Genomic DNA, 17,438 nt, shown 5'->3' on the forward strand with positions numbered 1-17,438 from the left:
CTCCTAGTTCTCCAGCACCGTGGCGAGCACGATGTCAGTGACAGCCAATTCGCTGCCCTCAATAAAAACCAACTCCGAGATGCGGCCAACGGCCCTCAGATCGGCTGCAGCCTGCCTGAGCAGGGCAATCTCTGCAGCCGTACCGCTAATTACAGCAGAAACAACGGCGGATTTCTGGGATGCCTTGGCATCCGTTTTCGCGCGGCGGATGCCGGTCAGCGCCCGGCTGCACAGGTCCAGCAGGGCCACGTTGCCGCCCTGCCCTCCGCCGAGCTCGGTCTGAACGGGCCAGGGGGTACGGTGGATGGACCCCTCGTTGGACCAGGACCAGGCTTCCTCGGTCGCGAACGGCACGAACGGGGCGAAGAGGCGCAGCTGGGTGGCCAGGGCGGTGCGCAGGGCGGCGACGGCCGAAGCCTGGCCGGCTCCCGCTTCGCCGTACGCGCGCTCTTTGACCAGTTCGAGGTAGTCGTCGCAGAACGTCCAGAAGAAGCTCTCGGTGAGTTCCAGCGCACGTGCGTGGTCGTAGCCCTCGATCGCGGCGGTGGCGTGGCCGACGACGACGCTGAGTCGAGCGAGCATGCTCTGGTCGAGCGGCTCGGTCACGGGGGCGTCGGCGGCGCCGTCGAAGGCAAGGATGAACTTTGACGCGTTCAGGATCTTGATCGCCAGGCGACGGCCGATTTTGATCTGGGTCGGGTTCTTGGGGTCGAAGGCCGCGTCGGTGCCGAGGCGCGACGACGCGGCCCAGTAGCGCACGGCATCCGAACCGTGCTGCTCGAGCATGTCTGCCGGGGTGACCACATTGCCCTTGGACTTGGACATCTTCTTACGGTCGGGGTCGACGATGAAGCCGGACAGGGCTGCGTGCTGCCACGGCGAGACGCCGTGTTCCAGCTCGGAGCGCAGCAGGGTGGAGAACAGCCAGGTGCGGATGATGTCCTGGCCCTGCGGGCGCAGCGAGTACGGGTAGACGAGATCGAACAGTGCGGGGTCGCGCTCCCAGCCGCCCGCCAGCTGCGGGGTCAGGGAGGAGGTCGCCCAGGTGTCCATCACGTCGACCTCGCCGACGAAGCCGTTCGCCTGGCCGCGCTGCTCGGCGGCAAAGCCCGGGGCGGTGTCGGAGGACGGGTCGACCGGGAGCGTCTCGCGGGTGGCGACGATGGGCTGGTCGAAGAGCGGGTTCGCGTCGGCATCCAGCGGGTACCAGATCGGCAGCGGAACGCCGAAGAAGCGCTGGCGGGAGACGAGCCAGTCGCCGGTGAGGCCGTTGACCCAGTTCTCGTAGCGCACACGCATGAACTCCGGGTGCCACTGCAGGTCGGTACCGTGCGTGAACAGGCGGGCGCGCAGCTCCTCGTCCCGAGCGCCGTTGCGGATATACCACTGACGGGTCGACACGATCTCGAGCGGTTTGTCGCCCTTCTCGAAGAACTTGACCGGGTGCACGATCGCGCGGGGCTCGCCGATCAGGTCGCCGCCGATGCGGAGCAAGTCGACCACGGCTGCCTTGGCGGAGAAGACGGTCTTGCCGGCCAGCTGCGCGTACGCGGCCTGTCCGGCCTCGCTTGTGATCGCCTCGGGCGCCTCGGCGATGATGCGGCCGTCAAAGCCCATGATGGCGCGGTTCGGAAGGTCGAGTTCACGCCACCAGATCACATCGGTGACGTCGCCGAACGTGCAGATCATGGCGATGCCACTGCCCTTGTCCTTCTGCGCGAGGTGGTGGGCCAGGATCGGCACTTCCACGTCGAAGAGGGGGGTGCGCACGGTCGTGCCGAACAGCGCCTGGTAGCGCTCATCGTCCGGATGCGCCACGAGCGCGACACAGGCCGGCAGCAGTTCCGGGCGGGTGGTCTCGATCTCGATGGCGCCGCCATCGGGCTTGGCGAAGGCGACCCGGTGGTAGAACGCCGGCATCTCCTTGTCTTCGAGCTCGGCCTGGGCGACCGCGGTGCGGAAGGTGACGTCCCAGAGGGTGGGGGCCATGGCCTGGTAGGCCTCACCGCGCTCGACGTTACCGATGAAGGCGGACTGGGAGGTGACCAGGGAGTCATTGCCGATCGTGCGGTAGGTCTGGGCCCAGTCGACGCTCAGGCCCAGCATGCGCCAAACGGCCTCGAACTGCTTCTCGTCCTCGATGGTGAGGCGCTCGCACAGCTCGATGAAGTTGCGGCGGCTGATCGGCAGCTGGTCGGCGGCTTTGGTGCTTTTGCCGTCTCCGCCCTCGAACGGGGCGGTGAACTCGGTGGCGTAGGGCAGCGACGGATCGCAGCGCACGCCGTAGTAGTTTTGCACGCGCCGCTCGGTGGGCAGGCCGTTGTCGTCCCAGCCCATCGGGTAGAAGACGCTCTTGCCGCGCATCCGCTGGAAGCGGGCGATGACATCCGTGTGGGTGTAAGAGAAGACGTGGCCGATGTGCAGGGAGCCGGAAGCGGTCGGCGGCGGGGTATCGATGGAGAAGATACGCTCCCGCGTGGCCGAGTCACGGTCGAAACGGTAGGTGCCGGCCTCTTCCCACGAGCCGCCCCACTTGGTTTCGAGGCCTTCAAGGGCCGGTTTTTCCGGAACGTTGGCGGCGGTCATGTTTCTCCGATTCGATCTGTGCGGCACCGTGTCGTTGGTGAAGTGCCTGAGTATTGGGCCTTATCCAACTTACCGGATGCCCCGTCGTCCGCCGACTCCGGCCGTCACCAGGCTGCCGGAGCGCCTGCAGCGCCCGGCCGGGCCTCGCCATGAGTGGCAGGATTGGAGCGGGAAGGGGTGCCATGGATGACCCGGGAACACTGTCCGAGGCCCGTCGCACGGTGCTGCGCCGCACGGTGCGCTGGATCGTGGGTTTCACGATCGGCTACAACGTGCTCGAGGCCGTCGCCTCGATCGTGGCGGGCGCCGCGGCATCCTCGACCGCCCTGATCGCCTTCGGCCTGGACTCCGTCATCGAGGTGCTCTCCGCCGCGGTCATCGCGTGGCAGTTCTCCCGTCGCGATCCTGAGCGCTGGCAGAAACCGGCCCTCCGCGCCATCGCGATCGCGTTCTTCACCCTCGCCGGGTACGTGATCCTGGCCGCCGGCCTGAGCTTCGCCGGGGTTGTCGAGGCGGCGCCCAGCCCACTGGGCATCGTCATCGCGTGCCTCAGCCTCGTGATCATGCCCGGGGTGGCAGGCGTGGAGCGCCGGACCGGCGCGGAGCTCGGCAGTGCCAGCGTGATCGCCGACGCCCGGCAGCTGCTGCTCTGCGCGTGGCTGTCCGGGTCGATGCTGCTCGGGCTGGCGGCCAACGCGCTCCTCGGCTGGGCCTGGGCGGACTCGCTCGCCGCCCTCGTGATCGCCGGGTTCGCGATCAAGGAGGGCATCGAGGCATGGCGCGGCGAGGTCGAGCCGCCGGTGGTGCTGCACGTCAACTAAAGGGGTGAGCCCCCGTATCAGGCGGTGGTCTAACCAATTCGACGGAGATTTTGCTCTGGGAGCCGGTTGCCAGGTTTAAACAAGGCGTTTCGGGCAAAATCTCCGTCGAATTCGTTCGGTACGGAGTTGCTCGAGGGTCAGAACCCGATCCGGGGGACCGCGCCGAGCAGGGTCTGCGTGTACGGATGCTCCGGCGCGGCGAAGACCCGGGCCGTTGCGCCGGTTTCGACGATACGGCCGTCCAACATTACGGCGACCTGGTCGCTGACGTGCTGGATCACCCCGAGGTCGTGGGAGATGAACAGCAGGCTGAGGCCCAGGTTCCGCTGCAGCTCGTCGAGGAGGTCGAGCACCTGGGCCTGCACGGTCACGTCGAGGGACGACACGGGCTCGTCGCAGATCAGGATCTGCGGCCCCGACGCCAGCGCCCGGGCGATGCTCACCCGCTGCCGCTGCCCGCCGGAGAGGGACAGCGGCCGCCGGCCAAGCAGCCCCTGCGGCAGACCCACCGCGTCGAGCAGCGCCAGCACGCGCAGCCGGTCGGCAGCCGAGGCAGTGGCCGCAGTGGCGGCAGTGGCGGCAGTGGCAGCAGTGGCAGCCGAGGCGGATGCCGCGCCGCGCCCGGTGCGCCCGCCGCCGACCGCGTCCCGGAGCACCTGCTCGACGCTCAGCCGCGGGTCGAAGGAGCTGAGCGCATCCTGATAGACCGCACCAAGCCGGGGCCGCAGGAGCCGCCGTTCCTTCTCCGAGGCGGCGCTGAACGGCTGCCCGAGCACCCGCACCTCGCCGGCGTCCGGCCGGGTCAGCGCCAGCGCGAGGCGGGCCGTCGTGGTTTTGCCGGAGCCGGACTCGCCGACGATGCCGAGCGTCGTGCCGCGTTCGAGCCGGAACGAGACCCCGTCGACCGCGAGCTGCTCGGTGCCGTCGGGCCGGGTGAAGCGCTTGACCAGGCCGGTGGCCTCCAGCACCGTGTTGCGGGGAGCGACAGGGTCGGCACGATCTGAGAGAGCGAGAAAGGGCGCGGCGGCGGGCGACACCGGGGCCGCGGCCCGCGGGCTGAGGCGCAGCCCGCGCGGCTTGTCGACCGGGATCGCGGCGAGCATCTGCCGGGTGACCGGATGCTCCGGCCGGGTCAGAATTGCGTGCGCCGGTCCCTGTTCCACGATCCGTCCCTCGCTCAGCACAGCGATCCGGTCGGCGATGCGGCCGACGACGGCCAGGTCGTGGCTGATCAGCAGGATGCCGGTGCCGGCGCGTTTCAGACCCGTCAGCAGCTCCAGGATTTGTGCCTGCACCGTGACGTCGAGCGCCGTCGTGGGCTCGTCGGCGATCAGCAGTGGCGGGTCCAGGGCGATCGCGGCCGCGATCAGGGCGCGCTGGCGCTGGCCGCCGGAGAGTTCGCCCGCGCGCTTCCGCACAGAGTTGCCGGCGTCGGACAGGCCCACCCGGGCCAGCACCTCGAGCACCCGGGCGTGGCGCGCCGCTGCACCGAGGCGGGTGTGCAGTCGCAGCGAGTCGGCGATCTCCCGGCCCACCGGGCGCAGCGGGTCCAGCGACACCAGGGCATCCTGCAGCACCAGGCCCACGTCGCGGCCGCGCCGCCGGCGCCAACTCTGCTCGGAGAGTCCGCGCACGTCGGAGCCTGCGAGGCTCAGCTCGTCGGCGCGCACCCAGGCGTTGTCGCCGGCCAGGCCGAGCAGGCTGCGCGCGGTGACGCTCTTGCCCGAGCCTGACTCTCCCACCAGGGCCAGGCATTCCCCGGGGGCCACCTCGAACGAGACGCCGTTCAGCACCGGGTCGGTATCATTTTGCGGTCCGAAGCCCACGACGAGGTTCTGCACCCGCACGGCCGGGGCAACCCCGCCGTCACCCTCGCCTGGCGCGCCCACCGAAGCGCCCACGCCGCTCTCGTCACTCACGCGCGCCTCACCCGTCGCTCGATGCCGCGACCGAGCGCCGTGGCCGACACCGCCGTCAGCACGATGAACAGCCCGGGGAAGAAGCTCATCCACCAGGCCGAGCCGATGTAGGTGCGCCCGGCGGAGAGCATCGCGCCCCACTCCGCGGCGGGCGGCGCCGAGCCCAGGCCGAGGTAGCTCAGCGCCGACGCCCAGACGATGGCCTGACCGATGCCGAGGGTGCCGAGCACGAACAGCGGCGCGAGCGTGTTCGGCAGGATGTGGCGCATCAGGACCTGGACGGGGCTGCGCCCGAGCACGGTCGCCGCCTCGACGAAGGCCGATGACCGCACCGACAAGAGCTGGCCGCGGATGATGCGGGCGTAGCCGGGAGCGGTCGCCAGGCCCACGGCGATGGTCGCCGTGGCAACGCCCGGCCCGAAGATCAGGATGAAGAGCAGGGCCAGCAGCAGGCCGGGGAACGCGAACAGCACCTCGAGGAACCGGTTCACGGTGAAGTCCACGACCGGGCCGAGCATACCGGCCAGGGTGCCGAGCACGAGGCCCAGGCCGAGGCCGATCACGGTGGCGAGGGTGCCGATCAGCAGGGAGCTGCCGGTGCCGTGGCTGACCCGGGTATAGATGTCCCGGCCGGACTCGTCGGTGCCGAACCAGTGCGCGGGTGAGGGGGTCTGAAACGCGGACAGCGGGTCGATCCCGAGCGGGTCGCCGGGCGCTACGAGCGCGGGGAACAGTGCCGCCGTGACCAGGAACAGCGCGAACAGGCCCGCCAGGACCTCGGCCACGCCGAACCGGCGCGTGCGGGGCGCGCGCGGCGACTGGGGCGCGCCGGTGCGCGGCGACCGGCCCAGCCCGGCCTGGATCTCGAGGTCGCTCATCGTGCCCGCAGCCTCGGGTCGGCGATGCGCTGGGCCAAATCGGTGAACAGGGTCATCAGGATGTACCCGACGGCCACGATCAGCACAGCACCAACCACGACCGGCACGTCGCGCACGGTCACCGCGTTCAGAAGCGTGCGGCCGAGGCCCGGCCGGGCGAAGATGGTCTCGACCACCACTGCCCCGCTGATCAGGGAGCCGAATGCCCAGCCGGAGAGGCTGATCGCCGGCAGTGACGCGTGCCGGATCACGTGCACCCAGCGCACCCCGCGTTCGCTCTCGCCCCGGGCGCGGGCGGAGAGCACGAATGGGGATTCCAGCGCGGTGAGCAGGGACTCCCGCATGATCTGGCCAAGGAACCCGGCCAGCGGCACGGCGAGGGTGAGCACCGGCAGCACCAGCCCGGAAACCCCGGAGGTACTGATCGGCGGCAGCCAGCCCAGCCAGACGCTGAACAACACGATCAGCGCCGTCGCGAGCCAGAAGTGAGGGAGCGCGGCAGCCACGATCTCCAGACCGGAGCCCAGGTACCAGGCGACGCGCCCGCCGCGGGTCGACCAGGTGGCCAGCCCGAGGGCGAGCAGCCAGGCCACAGCGAGGGCGAGCACGGCCAGCAGCAGGGTGCCGCCGAGCTGGCCGACCAGGAGCGGGGCGACGTCCTGGTCCAGTGAGTAGGAGCGGCCAAGATCCCCGGTGGCCAGGCGAGCCAACTGTGCCAGGTACTGCACGAGCACGGGCTGGTCGAGCCCGTATTCCGCCCGCACCGCGGCGAGCGCCTCCGGGGAGGTCTGCGAGCCGGGGCCACCCAGGATGGCCTCGGCCGGGTCTCCGGGAATCAGACGGATGGCGAAAAAGGTGAGCGTGGCCACCATCCAGAGCACCAGCACCGCCCCTCCCAGGCGGGCCAGGACGACCCGGGCTGCCCGCGCTACTTCAGCCACGCATCGTAGAACGTGGGCGTCGACACGGTCGGCAGCGCCCGCGCGCCCACCACATCGGTGCCGAGCAGGTATTGGTTCTGCTGGTCGAAGAGCGGCAGGATGTAGAAGCCCGCGAGCACCTGGTTCTGCGCGTCGGCGTAGAGGGCGGCGCGTTCATCGGCATCCGTCACCTGGCCGGCCTGGGTGAGTAGGGCGTCGATGGCCGGGTCGTTCACCTGGGCGTGGTTGGCGAAGTAGCCGCTGGGTGCCGGGGTGATCCCGTCGGAGTGGAAGAGGATGCGCAGAACGTCGGGTCCGACCTTCGTGTACGGCGCGCTGACGGCGTCGTAGTCGTTCTCGCCCAGCGCGGTGTACCAACTGGAGAGGTCCATCGGGCTGAGCAGAACCTCGAAGCCGGTCTTCTTCGCGGTGGCCTGGATCTGCTCGAACAGGGACTGCTCCGCCGGAATGGACTGGTTCGTACTCACCGGGAAGTCGACCGTGAGGCGCTCGCCGTCTTTCACCCGGTAACCGTTGGAATCACGCTCGGTCCAGCCGGCGGAATCGAGGAGGTCCGAGGCGGCCTCGGGGTCGTACGCGAACAGGTCCGGGCCCGACACGGCGAGGGGTTCGACGCTGGAGAGGGCGGAGTAGGAGCGCTCGGCCGTGCCCCGGAAGAGGCTGGTGACGGCGTCGTCGACATTCGCCGAGCGGATGAACGCCTCCCGCACGAGCGGGTCGTTGAAGGGCGCGCGGCCGGAGTTCAGTTCGATTCGGTTCGAGGCACCCGGGCGAGGGGCGTCGAGGTGCACGATGGTGTCGCTCTTCTCGGCCTGCACGATGGTGTCGGGCTGGGCGTTGTCGATCACGTCGGCGTCGCCGGACTGCAGAGCCGCGTAGCGGGACGCGGAGTCGGGGATGAAGCGCCAGACGATGGAGTCGAGGTAGGCAGGCCCGGTGTGCGCGGCATCCGCGGGCGGGGAGTTGTACTTCTCGTTCCGCACCAGGGTGATCGATTCCTGCTGTACCCACTTCTCGACCTGGAAGGGGCCGGTGCCGACCGGGGAGGCGCAGTTCTCGTCCTGGCTCCGGGCCAGCGCGGTGGGCGATTCGATCGCCAGCCACGGCTGTGACAGGGATTCGAGCAGGGCGCTGTCGGGTTCGCTGAGCGTAAGGCGCACAACGTTGGTGGAGACCGCGTCGGTGCCGGTGACCTTCCCCAGAGCGAGGTAGCCGGTCGACGAGGCCGTTTCCGGGTCTTGGATGTGCGCGATATTCGCCTGCACGGCGGCGGCGTCGAGCGGGGTGCCGTCGGTGAAACTCACGCCGGCGGCGAGCGTGAAGTCCCAGGCCAGCCCGTCGGCGCTCTCGGTCCACGAATCTGCCAGCCAGGGGATGATCTCACCGTCCGCGTTGCGGGATACAAGCGACTCAAGGTACTGCGTGCTGACCAGGGCCTGCGGGTAGTTGCCGCCCACGTGCGGGTCCAGGCAGGTGGGCTCGGCGTCGCCGGATGCGTAGGTCAACGTGCCGCCGGTGAGAGGCCGGGTGGCTTCGGGGGACTCAGCGGTGGCGCAGCCGGTGAGCAGGATGCCGGTGGCGGCGAGGCCGACCAGCCCGGTCAGGGTGCGCGCTGTGCGATGGGTGTACCCCGAAGTGTGCATTATGGGTCTCTTTCCGCGGCGCCCGATGGGCCGAGTGTGCACCTGCTGGACCCGCAAGATTAGAGGCCTCGGGCACGTGTTGGACGGGGTCCACAAATAAAATGATTGAGGACCATCGTAGAACACAGGAGAGCTGTTCGCTGAGCAGACGTGTGCGGGCACCGCGCGCTGTACACCCGGGGGTAGGCGCAGGGTAGACTTTCCAAGTAGGACCGTGATCCGGCTATCACCGGTGAGTCTTCGGAAGAACGGCAACCACCCTCGCGGTGGTTCTCAGTAGAACCGAACGGGTCGGGCCCGTCACAGCCTCAGAACAAGCGGTTTTCCGAAGCCTCGGCTCCGGGAGACAAGCGAGGTGGTACCGCGGCGAATCCCGTTCGGAGTCGGCGTCCTCGTGGAACAGGGGCAGATCTGTGAATGACACAACCTGCCCGACTCGTCCAGGAGAGACATGACGTACCCCAAAGGCCAGCAGTCCGCTTCTCCCGCCCAACCCGGCGGCATCGTGCCCTCACCGAACTTTCCCCAGATCGAAACCGAGGTGCTCGCGTTCTGGAAAGCCGACGGCACCTTCCAGGCGTCGATCGACAACCGTGCGGATGCCCCCGAGTGGGTCTTCTATGACGGCCCGCCGTTCGCCAACGGGCTGCCGCACTACGGCCACCTGCTGACCGGGTACGCGAAGGACCTCTTCCCGCGCTTCCAGACTATGCGCGGCAAGCAGGTGCACCGCCGGTTCGGCTGGGACACGCACGGCTTGCCGGCCGAGCTCGAAGCCGAACGCGAGCTCGGCATCACCGACAAGAGCGAGATCGAGAAGATGGGCATCGGGGCCTTCAACGCCGTCGCCCGCAGCTCCGTGCTCAAGTACACCAAGGTGTGGGAGGAGTACGTCACCCGCCAGGCGCGCTGGGTCGACTTCGAGAACGACTACAAGACGCTCGACATCACCTTCATGGAGTCCGTGATCTGGGCCTTCAAGCGCCTGCACGACAAGGGCCTGGCCTACGAGGGCTACCGGGTGCTGCCGTACTGTTGGCGCGACCAGACACCGCTGTCCAACCACGAACTGCGCATGGACGACGACGTCTACAAGATGCGCCAGGACCAGACCGTCACGGTCACCTTCCCGCTGGTCGGCGCCAAGGCCGAAGCCCTCGGGCTGACCGCCGTGCGCGCCCTGGCCTGGACGACCACCCCCTGGACCCTCCCGACGAACCTGGCGCTCGCCGTGGGCCCGGAGATCGTCTATGCCGTCGTGCCGGCCGGGCCGAACGGCACCCCGGACGCCACCGTGCTGCGGGAGGCCGTTTCCGGGGCGGATGCCGCGGCATGCGTCGCAACCACCGAGGTTTTCGGCGCCGAATACCTGATCGCGATCGACCTGGTCGGCAACTACGCCAAGGACCTCGGCTACGACTCGGCGGCAGAGGCGACCGCGGCGATCTCCCGCACGGTTCTCGGCAGCGCCCTGGAGGGCGTCAGCTACGACCGCCTCTTCGACTACTACGCCGACACCGCGGTCTGGGGCACCGAGAACGCCTGGACCGTCGTCGTGGCCGACTACGTCACCACCGCCGACGGAACCGGCATCGTGCACCAGGCGCCCGCCTACGGCGAGGAGGACCAGAAGATCTCCATGGCCGCCGGCATCCCGGTGATCATCTCCCTCGACGCGGGCGGCAAGTTCCTCTCCGACGTGCCCGAGGTCGCCGGCCAGCTCTGGAGCGACGCGAACAAGCCGCTCACCCAGCTGATCAAGAATGAGGGGCGCCTGCTGCGCCAGGCCAGCTACGAGCACTCCTACCCGCACTGCTGGCGCTGCCGCAACCCGCTGATCTACAAGGCCGTGTCGAGCTGGTTCGTGCGCGTCACGGACTTCCGCGAGCGTCTGGTGGACCTGAACCAGGACATCAATTGGGTGCCGGAGAACGTCAAGGACGGCCAGTTCGGCAAGTGGATCGGCAACGCCCGCGACTGGTCGATCAGCCGCAACCGGTACTGGGGTTCGCCCATCCCAGTCTGGAAGAGCGACAATCCCGACTATCCGCGCGTCGACGTCTACGGCTCGCTCGACGAGCTCGAGGCGGACTTCGGCGTGCGCCCCACCGACCTTCACCGCCCCTATATCGACGCGCTCACCCGACCCAACCCCGACGACCCCACCGGGCGGTCCACCATGCGGCGCATCACGGATGTGCTCGACGTCTGGTTCGACTCCGGCTCGATGCCGTTCGCGCAGGTGCACTACCCGTTCGAGAACGCCGACTGGTTCGACAGCCACAACCCGGCCGACTTCATCGTGGAGTACATCGGCCAGACCCGCGGCTGGTTCTACATGCTGCACACGCTCTCCACCGCCCTGTTCGACCGTCCGGCCTTCAAGAACGTGGTCAGCCACGGCATCGTGCTCGGCAACGACGGCCAGAAGATGTCCAAGTCGCTGCGCAACTATCCCGACGTGAACGAGGTGTTCGACCGGGACGGCTCGGATGCCATGCGCTGGTTCCTGATGAGCTCCTCCGTGCTGCGCGGTGGCAACCTGATCGTCACCGAGGAGGGCATCCGCGAGGGTACCCGCCAGGTTATGCTCCCGCTCTGGAGCACCTGGTACTTCTTCTCCCTCTACGCCAACGCGTCCGGCGAGAACGGCTACGACGCCACCTGGCGCACCGACTCGACCGACGTGCTCGACCGCTACCTGCTGGCCAAGACCCGCGATCTAATCGTGGAGGTCACTGCCGACCTCGAGAACCTCGACAGCACCCAGGCGACCGCTCGAATCCGGGACTTCGCCGACGTGCTCACCAACTGGTACGTTCGCCGCTCGCGCGACCGGTTCTGGGCTGGCGCCGGGGCCTCTGTCTCGGTCTCGACGGTCTCATCCACCGGAAACGAGGCTTTCGACACGCTCTACACCGTGCTCGAAACGGTGACGCGGGTGGCCGCCCCGATGCTCCCGCTCGTCACCGAGCGTATCTGGCAGGGCCTCACCGGCGGTCGCAGCGTGCACCTGACCGACTGGCCCGACGCCGAATTGTTCCCGGCCGATGCCGTTCTCGTCACCGCGATGGACCAGGTGCGCACCATCAGCTCCACCGTGCTGTCACTGCGCAAGCAGTCCGGGCTGCGCGTGCGTCTGCCGCTGGCCACTCTGACCGTGGTCACCACCGACACGGCGGCCCTGGCCCCGTTCGAGGGCATCCTGCGCGACGAGCTGAATGTGAAGAGCGTGCGTTTGGTCGAACTGGCCGACGACAGCGCGAGCGCCTACGGCATCACCTCCCGGCTCACCGTGAACGCCCGGGCAGCCGGCCCGCGACTCGGCAAGCAGGTGCAGCAGGTCATCAAGGCCGCCCGCGCCGGCGACTGGAGCGAAACCGACGGCGTAGTCACCGCCGGCGGCACCCCGCTCGCCGCGGGGGAGTACGAACTCGTGCTGCAGACCGGTCCGGCCGACGGTTCCGCCGTCGCTGACGACACGGCGGCGGATGCCCCGGCTCTGGCGCTCCTGGCGGGCGGCGGTTTCGTGCTGCTGGAGACGCAGACCACCCCGGAACTCGAGGCGGAGGGCTTCGCCCGCGACCTGATCCGCGCCGTGCAGGACACCCGCAAGTCGGCCGGATTCGAAGTGAGCGACCGCATCCGTCTCGACCTCGTCTTCTACTCCGCCGAGGACGCCGCGACCTTCGCCCTTGCGGCCGGCGTCGACGTCGCTGCGGAGACCCTGACCCTCCGGTTCGCCACCCATGTGGCCACCGAGGTGTCCGATGACAGCCTGGCGCACGGTCTGCCGTCCGAATGGCTGCAGAGCCTGGTCGGCTTCCCCGTCGAGCACTACGTGCTTTACGAGGCTGGTCACTATGCCAACCGGGGGACCGTCCTGGTCGCCGTCGCCCGAGAGAACGGACTCGTCCATGTCTGAACCCAAGAAGCCCGGATCGAAGAAGCCCGGATCGAAGGAGCCCGGATCGAAGAGGCCGCGCCAGTCCTCCGACGCCGGCCGTGAGGCCGGGGACGCCGTCTTCGCCGCCCTCCTCGCCCGCGTGGGCGAGGGTGCGCCGAAGCCGCGTCTGGCCCCGACCCGGCGGGCGCTCGAACTGCTGGGTGACCCTCAGACCGTCTACCCGGTGATCCATATCACCGGCACCAACGGCAAGACCAGCACGAGCCGCATCACCGAGAGCATCGTGCGCGCCTACGGGCTGCGCACCGGACTGATGACGAGCCCGCACCTGGTGCGGCTCAACGAGCGCATCGTGATCGACGGGGAGTTCATCACCGATGAGGCCCTGGCCGCGAACTGGGCCGACATCGAACCCTTCCTGGCCATGGTCGACGCGGAGCTCGAGGCGGCAGGCGACGACGTGCTCACCTTCTTCGAGGCGCTCACCGTGCTGGCCTTCGCCTGCTTCGCCGACGCCCCCGTCGACGTCGCCGTGATCGAGGTCGGCATGGGCGGCGAGTGGGATTCCACCAACGTCGCCGACGGGCAGGTGGCCGTGTTCACGCCCATCGCCCTCGACCACACGCTCCGCCTCGGCAACACGATCGCCGAGATCGCCCGCACCAAGGCCGGCATCATCAAGCCGTCCGCCGCCGTGGTCTCCGCCCGGCAGGGCGAGGCGGCGCAGGCCGAACTCGAGCGGGCCGCCGAGCTGACCGAATCGACCCTGGCCAGTGAGGGCGAGGATTTCGTCCTGCTCAAAAACCAGGTCGCCGTGGGCGGGCAGCTCATCTCGGTGCGCGGCCTCGCCGGCACCTACTCGGACCTGTTCCTGCCGCTGTACGGCACGCACCAGGCGCAGAATGCGGCCGTCGCGATCGCCGCCGTCGAGTCCTTCCTCGGGGCCGGCACCACGGCGCTCTCGCATGACCTGGTCGAGGAGGGCCTCGCGCAGGTCACCTCGCCCGGACGCCTGCAACTGATCGGAATCGCACCGACCGTCCTGGTGGATGCCGCGCACAATCCGCACGGAGCGGCCGCCCTCAGCACTGCACTGGCCGACTACTTCGACTTCGACGAGATTGTGGCCGTGGTGGGCATCCTCACCGACAAGGATGCGACCGGCATCATCACCGCGCTGCAGTCCAAGGTGGTGCGGTTCCACGTCACACAGTCGCAGTCCGAGCGCGCGATCGGCGTCGACGACCTCGCCGATCTGATCGCCGACCTCGGCAGCGAGGAGACAACCGTCCGGTTCGACGACCTCGCGCAGGCCCTCGACTCCGCCAGGGACTGGGCCCTCGAGTCGCCCAAGCGGGCTGTGATCGTGACCGGGTCGATCACCCTCGTCGGCGAAGCCATCATTCTGGCCGACGCACGGGAATGGCTGGCGAAATGACGTCCGCTCCCCGCTCGGTGAAGCGCACGCTCGCGACGATCGTGCTCGGCTTCGAGGTCATCGTGGTTGCCCTCGCCGCCCTGGTGATCTTCGGTCTGCAGGCGTTGCCGCCGTGGCTCGCCCTCGGCGGGGGAGCCGTGCTGGGGCTGGCCATGGTCGCCGTGCTCGCGCTGCTCCGTTACGAGTGGGCCTACGTGGTCGGCTGGATCCTCCAGCTGATCATGGTGGCCGCCGGCTTCCTCAATCCGGCCATGTTCTTCGTCGGCGGCATGTTCGCCGCCATGTGGACGTACTGCATGATCGCCGGCTCCCGGATCGACAACCAGAACCAGAACTTTCCCAACAACGAGAACAACGAGAAGGAGAACTCATGAGCACCCAGGTCCAGGAAACGCTCGTATTGGTCAAACCGGATGGCGTTGCCCGCAACCTCTCCGGCGAGATCCTGCGTCGCATTGAGCAGAAGGGGTACTCCCTCGTCGACGCGAAGCTCGTGCAGGCCGACAGGTCCCTGCTGGCCGAGCATTACGCCGAGCACCAGGGCAAGCCGTTCTTCGAACCTCTCGTGGAGTTCATGGAAAGCGGTCCGATCCTCGTGCTGCGCATCGCCGGCGAACGCGTGATCGAGGGCTTCCGCTCCCTGGCCGGCACAACCGACCCGACCACCGCGGCTCCCGGCACCATTCGCGGCGACTTCGGCCGAGACTGGGGCACCAAGGAGCAGCAGAACCTCGTGCACGGCTCCGACTCGCCCGAGTCGGCCGACCGCGAACTGGCCCTCTGGTTCGACTGAACCGTACCGACCGGGGAACAACCACTGACCGGATGCTTGGAGGCGGCTGTTCTCGTCGGTACCAGATGTCGTTGCTTTGTGCACCAAGCGCACCGCTGTCGCAGAATGGCCGATGATGGCAGAGCCCCGCTGAGCATGTGCCGACATCCTCTTTGATTCGTCTGACTAGAAAGCCTCACCATGCCGCATGCCCGGAACCCCTGGTTCAATCTGGTCTGGGCAATCCCGCTGGCGATCATCCTGCTGGTCGCCGTCGTGCTCGCCGCCCGGGGCATCCGTTCCCTGCCGATGGCGCAGGAGTTCCTGGTCGACTTCCCGGGGGCCTCGCCGTTGCCGTCGTGGGCCCCCGTCGGCTTCCCCGCGTGGCTGGCGTGGCAGCACGGCCTGAATGTTTTCTTCCTGCTCTTCATCGTGCGTTCGGGTTGGCAGATCCGCACGGCCGGGCGCCCGAGCATGTTCTGGACCCGGCGCAACACCGGCCTTTTTCGAACCCGACGTGCCCCCCGCCGGTTGAGCATCAACCTCTGGCTGCACCTCGCGGTGGATGCCCTTTGGGTACTCAACGGGATCGTCTTCTACGTGCTGCTGTTCGTCACCGGTCAGTGGGTGCGCATCGTGCCGGTCAGCTGGGACATCATTCCGAACGCACTCTCGGCCGCCCTCCAGTACGCCTCACTGGACTGGCCGATCACCGACGGCTGGGTGAACTACAACGCGCTACAAACTCTGAGCTACTTCAGCATCGTGTTCGTGGCCGCGCCGCTCGCCTTGGTCTCGGGCATCCGTCTGTCACCGCTCTGCACGTCGCGCCGGCTTGGAGAACTGATCCCGCTGCGCCCGACCAGGGCCGTGCACGTGGGCGTGATGGTCTTTTTCCTTGCATTCATCGTGATCCACGTCACGCTGGTGTTCGCCACCGGTGCCCTGCGCAACCTGAACCACATGTACGCGGCGCAGAGCGACGACGGCTGGACCGGATTCTGGATCTTCGCCGCATCCCTGGTCGTGATGCTCGTGGCCTGGGTCGCCGAGGGTCCCCGACTGCTGCGGGCGGTCGCCTCTCTCGGCGGAACCGTAACCACGCGCTGAGCCGCGGTGCTGGCTGAGCCGGCCGATGGCTCTGCCGGTCGAAACCCGGTGGTTGTGTAACCCCCCGCCCCGGCCGGGGTCCCTCCCTGGCCTTGTCTTTGGCTGCCTGGGCCGCGTCGCGGGCCAGGGCTTCGGCGAACCGGCGGGCCTGATCGACCTGTTCGGCCAGGTGGGCGTCGACCCAGGGCGGCGTCCGCCTGGGTCTCCCGGATGGCGTCGAAGTGACGACCCAGGCGTTCTAGCTGCTCACTGTATGGGGACTCCATGAGAAAAACGTTACGGGCAGCCACTGACATTCCATGCCCCAGATCGGCACCCGTCAGCGCCCTGTGGATAACTTGATCAAACGCGCATTGTGGTGGAAAGGGAACAGCCGTCGCGGGGCGCGCAGCACGCATCCGTCGTCACATAAACGCGGAAATTTTTGAGACACACCGGTTGTGGCGCCGTGAGCGGCGTGTCGCAAAAATCTCCGAGGTTAGCAACCGCCACGGATGCCCGGAGCGGCAACCTCCGGCCGCCACGTCACCGGAGCTCGACCACCGGGTCTCAACCGGACGGGGGCAGGGTCGCCATTACAGGCGGTTCAGGAAGTCCATCTCGACCTGGGCGATGACGGCGGCGATCAGATAGCAGACGATCGTGATCACGATGATCCAGGAGGAGGCGACGGATGCCAGGCGCCGCACGCGCGGCCCCGCTGGGAGGTTGCCCGCCGTGAGGTTGTGCAGCGTCACGGCTAGGAACATTGGGATCGTGACCGTCCAGGTCACCATGCACCACGGGCAGAGCACGTCGAGCTCGAAGAAGCTCTGCGCCATCAGCCAGATCACGAACGCGAGGGCGCCGGTGACGCCCACGTTCAGCGCGATCCAGAACCAGCGGGCTAACCGCGCCCCGGCCAGGATCGCGGCGCCGATCGCGATGACGACCGGCCAGGCCATCAAGCCGATCACCGGGTTGGGGAAACCGAAGATGGCACCCTGCCACGATCCCAGGTTGGTGCTGCAGCCCACCAGCACACTGAAGTTGCAGGAAAGCTGGGCCTGCGGGTCCTCGAGGATCGCGAACTTGTCGACGGTCAGGAGGAAAGCCGCGGTGAGGGCGATCAAACCACCGATGATGAAGAAGATGGCGAGCCCGATGGGGCGCTTGACGGGCGGGTTGTGGGGCACGATTGGATTATGTCATGTGCCTCGCATGTGTTCCTGAGAATGCATGCGATAATCGGAACAGTCGCTTGGGCCGCGCTCAAGTTGACGCCATACAAGTCTTAATGGGCCGTAAAGGCCCAGATTCATTGGTCCCACGACCAAAGGTATTAGCAGCCAGAGCCAAGAGCCGGTTGCGAACGACGAGGATTTCCGAGGGTTTCGCGCAAGCGTGATCCTCGCACGAGAGAGTAGCCGGATGGGTGGCGCGG

12 protein-coding genes are annotated in these 17,438 nt (G+C 68.1%); 6 read left to right on the forward strand and 6 right to left on the reverse strand.

Translation table 11 applies throughout. The annotated features are described in order from the left end of the window. Positions 1-3 precede the first annotated feature (3 nt). Complete coding sequence (valS, locus tag E3O54_RS03345; RefSeq protein ID WP_104103378.1) at positions 4-2,586, reverse strand: valine--tRNA ligase; 2,583 nt, start codon at positions 2,584-2,586, stop codon at positions 4-6. 182 nt (positions 2,587-2,768) lie between these two features. Between valS and E3O54_RS03350 the strand changes: the two genes are divergently transcribed. Next, complete coding sequence (locus E3O54_RS03350; protein WP_104103381.1) at positions 2,769-3,407, forward strand: cation transporter; 639 nt, start codon at positions 2,769-2,771, stop codon at positions 3,405-3,407. A gap of 137 nt (positions 3,408-3,544) precedes the next feature. Here the strand turns inward: E3O54_RS03350 and E3O54_RS03355 are convergent, their stop codons facing one another. From E3O54_RS03355 to E3O54_RS03370, 4 genes are read right to left on the reverse strand one after another with little or no spacing between them, the layout of a single operon-like run. Beyond that, entirely contained in the window at positions 3,545-5,326 is a 1,782-nt protein-coding gene (locus E3O54_RS03355; RefSeq protein ID WP_241976731.1) for an ABC transporter ATP-binding protein, read from the reverse strand. Next, positions 5,323-6,204: an ABC transporter permease gene (locus E3O54_RS03360; protein ID WP_134400939.1), complete on the reverse strand. Its 882-nt coding sequence runs from the start codon at positions 6,202-6,204 to the stop codon at positions 5,323-5,325. Before E3O54_RS03360 ends, E3O54_RS03355 begins: the two co-directional genes overlap by 4 nt. After that, on the reverse strand, positions 6,201-7,145 hold the full coding sequence (locus E3O54_RS03365) for an ABC transporter permease (RefSeq protein WP_255409047.1): 945 nt from the start codon (positions 7,143-7,145) through the stop codon (positions 6,201-6,203). The genes E3O54_RS03360 and E3O54_RS03365 overlap by 4 nt, the downstream gene beginning before the upstream one ends. Beyond that, the gene (locus E3O54_RS03370; protein WP_134400940.1) at positions 7,133-8,788 is read right to left on the reverse strand and encodes an ABC transporter substrate-binding protein; all 1,656 of its coding nucleotides are present in this window, start codon (positions 8,786-8,788) and stop codon (positions 7,133-7,135) included. The genes E3O54_RS03365 and E3O54_RS03370 overlap by 13 nt, the downstream gene beginning before the upstream one ends. A 451-nt stretch (positions 8,789-9,239) precedes the next feature. Here E3O54_RS03370 and ileS point away from each other — a divergent pair, with 451 nt between their 5' ends. The 5 genes from ileS (at position 9,240) to E3O54_RS03395 (ending at position 16,015) form a co-directional block, all read left to right on the forward strand. Beyond that, positions 9,240-12,713 (forward strand): isoleucine--tRNA ligase, encoded by a 3,474-nt coding sequence (gene ileS, locus E3O54_RS03375; RefSeq protein WP_134374180.1) that lies wholly within the window; start codon positions 9,240-9,242, stop codon positions 12,711-12,713. Next, the gene (locus E3O54_RS03380) at positions 12,706-14,133 is read left to right on the forward strand and encodes a folylpolyglutamate synthase/dihydrofolate synthase family protein (RefSeq protein WP_134374178.1); all 1,428 of its coding nucleotides are present in this window, start codon (positions 12,706-12,708) and stop codon (positions 14,131-14,133) included. The genes ileS and E3O54_RS03380 overlap by 8 nt, the downstream gene beginning before the upstream one ends. Beyond that, complete coding sequence (locus tag E3O54_RS03385) at positions 14,130-14,507, forward strand: DUF4233 domain-containing protein (RefSeq protein ID WP_158250313.1); 378 nt, start codon at positions 14,130-14,132, stop codon at positions 14,505-14,507. Before E3O54_RS03380 ends, E3O54_RS03385 begins: the two co-directional genes overlap by 4 nt. Then, a complete protein-coding gene (ndk, locus tag E3O54_RS03390) occupies positions 14,504-14,926 on the forward strand; it encodes a nucleoside-diphosphate kinase (protein ID WP_104103399.1) in 423 nt (140 codons plus the stop codon). The genes E3O54_RS03385 and ndk overlap by 4 nt, the downstream gene beginning before the upstream one ends. A gap of 180 nt (positions 14,927-15,106) precedes the next feature. Then, positions 15,107-16,015: a cytochrome b/b6 domain-containing protein gene (locus E3O54_RS03395; protein WP_134400941.1), complete on the forward strand. Its 909-nt coding sequence runs from the start codon at positions 15,107-15,109 to the stop codon at positions 16,013-16,015. A 575-nt stretch (positions 16,016-16,590) separates the two neighbouring features. Here the strand turns inward: E3O54_RS03395 and E3O54_RS03400 are convergent. Beyond that, on the reverse strand, positions 16,591-17,190 hold the full coding sequence (locus E3O54_RS03400; RefSeq protein WP_241976732.1) for a vitamin K epoxide reductase family protein: 600 nt from the start codon (positions 17,188-17,190) through the stop codon (positions 16,591-16,593). Between the last annotated feature and the right edge of the window lie 248 nt (positions 17,191-17,438).

It is taken from the genome of Cryobacterium sp. TMT2-4, from assembly GCF_004402575.1.
Taxonomy (GTDB): Bacteria; Actinomycetota; Actinomycetes; order Actinomycetales; family Microbacteriaceae; genus Cryobacterium; species Cryobacterium sandaracinum.

Coding starts and splice junctions, on each gene's coding strand:
- E3O54_RS03360 (WP_134400939.1), bottom strand. CDS start 6,204: ATGAGCGACCTCGAGATCCAGGCCGGGCTGGGCCGGTCGCCGCGCACC.
- E3O54_RS03380 (WP_134374178.1), top strand. CDS start 12,706: ATGTCTGAACCCAAGAAGCCCGGATCGAAGAAGCCCGGATCGAAGGAG.
- valS (WP_104103378.1), bottom strand. CDS start 2,586: ATGACCGCCGCCAACGTTCCGGAAAAACCGGCCCTTGAAGGCCTCGAA.
- ndk (WP_104103399.1), top strand. CDS start 14,504: ATGAGCACCCAGGTCCAGGAAACGCTCGTATTGGTCAAACCGGATGGC.
- E3O54_RS03370 (WP_134400940.1), bottom strand. CDS start 8,788: ATGCACACTTCGGGGTACACCCATCGCACAGCGCGCACCCTGACCGGG.
- E3O54_RS03395 (WP_134400941.1), top strand. CDS start 15,107: ATGCCGCATGCCCGGAACCCCTGGTTCAATCTGGTCTGGGCAATCCCG.
- ileS (WP_134374180.1), top strand. CDS start 9,240: ATGACGTACCCCAAAGGCCAGCAGTCCGCTTCTCCCGCCCAACCCGGC.
- E3O54_RS03385 (WP_158250313.1), top strand. CDS start 14,130: ATGACGTCCGCTCCCCGCTCGGTGAAGCGCACGCTCGCGACGATCGTG.
- E3O54_RS03350 (WP_104103381.1), top strand. CDS start 2,769: ATGGATGACCCGGGAACACTGTCCGAGGCCCGTCGCACGGTGCTGCGC.